The 4,373-nt window shown below is 59.4% G+C and carries 5 protein-coding genes and 1 pseudogene; 4 read left to right on the top strand and 2 right to left on the bottom strand.

From position 1 onward, the window contains the following. The coding region (locus AC1DH9_RS23735; protein WP_477808881.1) for an aldehyde dehydrogenase family protein at nt 1-598 on the top strand (598 nt) is incomplete at its 5' end. Nucleotides 599-608: 10 nt separating this feature from the next. Beyond that, complete coding sequence (gene mmsB / locus AC1DH9_RS23730) at nt 609-1,493, top strand: 3-hydroxyisobutyrate dehydrogenase (RefSeq protein ID WP_427541989.1); 885 nt, start codon at nt 609-611, stop codon at nt 1,491-1,493. 230 nt (nt 1,494-1,723) lie between these two features. Here the strand turns inward: mmsB and AC1DH9_RS23725 are convergent, their stop codons facing one another. Continuing rightward, complete coding sequence (locus AC1DH9_RS23725) at nt 1,724-2,068, bottom strand: cupin domain-containing protein (RefSeq protein WP_019691702.1); 345 nt, start codon at nt 2,066-2,068, stop codon at nt 1,724-1,726. A gap of 280 nt (nt 2,069-2,348) precedes the next feature. Here AC1DH9_RS23725 and kynB point away from each other — a divergent pair, with 280 nt between their 5' ends. Beyond that, a complete protein-coding gene (kynB, locus tag AC1DH9_RS23720) occupies nt 2,349-3,014 on the top strand; it encodes an arylformamidase (RefSeq protein WP_427541986.1) in 666 nt (221 codons plus the stop codon). Beyond that, a complete protein-coding gene (gene kynA / locus AC1DH9_RS23715) occupies nt 3,011-3,895 on the top strand; it encodes a tryptophan 2,3-dioxygenase (RefSeq protein WP_427541983.1) in 885 nt (294 codons plus the stop codon). The genes kynB and kynA overlap by 4 nt, the downstream gene beginning before the upstream one ends. A 228-nt stretch (nt 3,896-4,123) precedes the next feature. Here the strand turns inward: kynA and AC1DH9_RS23710 are convergent. Next, a pseudogene (locus AC1DH9_RS23710) lies at nt 4,124-4,373 on the bottom strand (aromatic amino acid transporter AroP); the annotation flags it as partial.

Here is a 4,373-nt window from a genome sequence, read left to right as displayed (position 1 = left end):
CCTCAAGGCCCTGGCGCAAAAACTCAAAGTGAATGCCGGCAGCGAGCCGGGCACTGACGTTGGTCCGGTGATTTCGAAACGGGCCAAGGCGCGGATTCTTGAGCTGATCGAAAGCGGCATCAAGGACGGCGCAAAACTGGAGCTCGATGGTCGTGACATCACCGTCCCAGGGTACGAAAAAGGCAACTTTGTCGGCCCGACCCTGTTCTCCGGCGTGACCACCGACATGCAGATCTACACCCAGGAAATTTTCGGTCCGGTGCTGGTGGTGCTGGAAGTCGACACCCTCGATCAGGCCATTGCCCTGGTCAACGCCAACCCGTTCGGTAACGGCACTGGCCTGTTCACCCAGAGCGGTGCGGCGGCGCGTAAATTCCAGAATGAAATCGACGTCGGCCAGGTTGGCATCAACATCCCGATCCCGGTGCCGGTTCCGTTCTTCAGCTTCACCGGCTCGCGCGGTTCCAAGCTCGGCGACCTCGGTCCGTATGGCAAGCAAGTGGTGCAGTTCTACACTCAAACCAAGACCGTCACCAGTCGCTGGTTCGACGATGACAGCGTCAATGACGGTGTGAACACAACCATCAATTTGCGTTAAGGAGCCGGACATGAAAATCGCTTTTATCGGTCTCGGCAACATGGGCGCGCCGATGGCGCGCAACCTGATCAAGGCTGGCCATTCGCTGAACCTGGTCGACCTGAACAAAGCCGTACTCGCAGAGCTGGCGCAACTGGGCGGCACCATCAGCGCTTCGGCGCGTGAAGCAGCCCAAGGCGCAGAGCTGGTGATTACCATGCTGCCGGCCGCTGTCCATGTGCGCAGTGTCTGGCTGGGTGAAGACGGCGTGCTGGCCGGGATCGCCAAGGGCGTTCCCGCCGTGGATTGCAGCACCATCGACCCGCAGACCGCCCGCGATGTCGCTGGGGCGGCGGCCAAGCAAGGCGTACCCATGGCGGATGCGCCGGTCTCCGGCGGCACCGGTGGCGCTGCGGCCGGGACGCTGACCTTCATGGTTGGTGCCACGCCGGAATTGTTCGCCACCCTGCAACCGGTACTGGCGCAGATGGGCCGCAACATCGTGCATTGCGGTGAAGTCGGCACCGGGCAAATCGCCAAGATCTGCAACAACCTGTTGTTGGCGATTTCCATGGTCGGCGTCAGCGAAGCCATGGCCCTGGGTGATGCCCTAGGCATCGACACCAAGGTGCTGGCGGGGATCATCAACAGTTCGACCGGTCGTTGCTGGAGTTCGGAGATGTACAACCCGTGGCCGGGCATTGTCGAAACAGCACCGGCATCGCGTGGTTATACCGGCGGTTTCGGTGCCGAATTGATGCTCAAGGACCTCGGGCTGGCCACTGAAGCTGCGCGTCAGGCGCATCAACCGGTAATGCTCGGCGCGGTGGCTCAGCAGCTGTATCAGGCGATGAGTCAGCGTGGCGAAGGCGGCAAGGATTTCTCGGCAATCATCAACAGCTATCGCAAACCCTGATAGGGGGGCGGGACTGTGGCGAGGGAGCTTGTCGGAACGCCGCAACGCCCCGCTCGGCTGCGAAGCAGTCGTCAATCCTGAACACGCGGCGTATCTGACAAGTCGCATTGGCCTCATGGGTCCGCTTCGCGAACCCGCGGGAGCAAGCTCCCTCGCCACAAATATGGCGTAATCCGTCGATACTTTCCGAGAGCCCACGTCGGGTGGGCTCTCGGTTTTTTATTGCTGAATCAGGCGAAAACGAAGTACTTGCGTACGGTCTCGACCACTTCCCATGTGCCTTTCATGCCCGGCTCAATGACGAAAATATCACCCGCGCGCAGATGGATCGGTTCCATCCCGTCCGGGGTGATCACGCAGTAGCCTTCCTGGAAGTGGCAGTATTCCCACTTCACATACTCCACGTACCACTTGCCCGGTGTGCAGATCCAGGTGCCCATGATCTTGCTGCCGTCTTCGCTGGTGTAGGCGTTGAGGTTGACGGTATGCGGGTCACCTTCGAGTTTCTCCCATTTGCAGGCGTCAAGCACTGGCAGTGGATGGGTATCGCGAAGAACGGTAATGGGTTTGGACATGCTGACTCCGAGCGTTAGGCAGGACTGAAGTCGCACCCTATAGCGCCCGGCAGGGTGTCAGTTGTCTGTGCTCGACATTCAGCTGTCCAGAAACGCGCTATCGAGCAAACCCGCTCAAGCGGACATCCAGGAGTCCGATTCACGCATTGAAATTTCCATCCGCTAAACTTCAAATTCTTGGCATTAAGTGCGAAACATTTGGGCGTTCCCGACGGTTTTCGCAAGAATCTTCACAGGCATCACTCGTATCATTCACGCGAGAGTTGTCGAGAGCTATGCAATGAAAAAAACAATGTCGTGGTGGGATATCAGCCCGCCCTTGAGCACCGTAACACCGACGTGGCCGGGTGATACGCCGTTTCAGGAAGAGCGCGTCTGGACCTTCGGCCCCGAGTGCCCGGTGAATGTCGGTCGCATCACCCTGTCTCCCCACACCGGTGCCCATGTCGATGCACCGTTGCATTACAGTGCCGACGGCGCGGCCATTGGCGATGTATCGCTGGATGTTTATATCGGTCCGTGTCGCGTCTTGCATTGTCTGGACAGCGGTCCGTTGGTTCAGCCCGGGCAACTGGAAGGACGCCTTGCCGATCTGCCCGAGCGCGTCTTGCTGCGCACTTATCAACAGGCGCCGCTGACGGCCTGGGATTCGGACTTCACGGCTGTCGCCAAAGAAACCGTCGACCTGCTGTCGGGCCTTGGCGTGCGGCTGATCGGTATCGATACTCCGTCGCTGGACCCTCAACAGTCCAAGACCATGGATTCGCACAACGCAGTGGCCCGCCATGGCATGGCGATTCTCGAAGGCATCGTGCTCGATGACGTGCCGGAAGGCGACTATGAACTGATTGCGTTGCCGCTGCGGTTTGCCAACCTGGACGCGAGCCCGGTCAGGGCCATTTTACGTCCCCTGAACAAACCGCCACTTGAGGAGCCTGCTCAATGAGCCAATGTCCCTATTCATCTTCAAATCAGTCACCTTCAAATCAGTCACCTTCAAAGCAGCCGGAAGAATGGCATAACGCCGAACTGAATTTTTCCGACTCCATGAGCTACGGCGATTACCTGGATCTGGGGAAGATTCTCAGCGCTCAGCACCCTCTGTCGCCGGACCATAACGAGATGCTGTTCATCATCCAGCATCAGACGTCCGAGCTGTGGATGAAGCTGATGCTGCACGAGCTCAAGGCCGCCCGCGAACACGTCAGGCTGGGCGAGTTGCCTCCGGCGTTCAAGATGCTGGCGCGGGTCTCGCGGATTTTCGATCAACTGGTGCATGCCTGGACGGTGCTGGCGACCATGACGCCGACCGAATACCACGCGATCCGGCCGTTTCTGGGCCAGTCATCGGGCTTCCAGTCGTTCCAGTACCGCGAGATCGAATTCATCCTCGGCAACAAAAGTGCAACGCTGTTGCGTCCACATGCGCACCGGCCGGAACTGTTGGCGGAGCTGGAAAAGGCGATTGCCACGCCGTCGCTGTATGACGAGGCGATTCGGTTGATGGTCAGCGCAGGGTTGGCGATTGATCCGCAGCGCTTCGAGCGCGACCCGGCCAGCCCGACTGCTTATGACGCCTCGGTCGAAGCCGCCTGGCGTGTGGTCTACACCGACCCTTCGCGGTATTGGGATCTTTACCAGTTGGCGGAAAAACTGATCGACCTTGAGGACTCGTTCCGTCAATGGCGCTTCCGCCATGTCACCACGGTTGAGCGGATCATCGGCTTCCAGCCGGGCACAGGTGGCACGGAAGGTGTCGGCTATCTGCGCAAGATGCTCGATACCGTGCTGTTTCCGGAGTTGTGGCGCGTGCGTTCGACCCTCTGAACCAGGCGCTAGAGGATTCCCGGCGCACGGACCCTGTAGCAGCTGCCGAAGGCTGCGTTCGGCTGCGTAGCAGTCGTAAAATCATCCGCTGAGGTGCATCAGGCACACCGAGTTGTTTGTATTTACGAGCGCTGCGCGCTCGAACGCAGGCTGCGCCAGCTGCTACAGAAAGCAAAAGCCCCGGCATTCATCGAATGCCGGGGCTTTTTGTCGACTGGCTGAAGGCTATTAAGCGACCGACAACGCGCGAGTTCTGGCGACCCGAATCCGGTAGAACACGAACAGGATCAGTACCCAGATCGGGATCGCGTAGACCGACGCACGCACCCCGGGAATCAACAACATCACGTAGATGATCATGGCCATGAACGCCAGGCACAGGTAATTGGTGTACGGCGACCAGAACGCCTTGAAGCCCGGGACGATGCCGCGTTGGCCCATGGCCTTGCGAAACTTCAGGTGCGTCAGGCTGATCATC

Source organism: Pseudomonas sp. 05T35, assembly GCF_056396605.1.
This window is presented reverse-complemented; position numbering and strand designations above follow the sequence as displayed.

Coding starts and splice junctions, on each gene's coding strand:
- mmsB (WP_427541989.1), top strand. CDS start 609: ATGAAAATCGCTTTTATCGGTCTCGGCAACATGGGCGCGCCGATGGCG.
- AC1DH9_RS23725 (WP_019691702.1), bottom strand. CDS start 2,068: ATGTCCAAACCCATTACCGTTCTTCGCGATACCCATCCACTGCCAGTG.
- kynB (WP_427541986.1), top strand. CDS start 2,349: ATGAAAAAAACAATGTCGTGGTGGGATATCAGCCCGCCCTTGAGCACC.
- kynA (WP_427541983.1), top strand. CDS start 3,011: ATGAGCCAATGTCCCTATTCATCTTCAAATCAGTCACCTTCAAATCAG.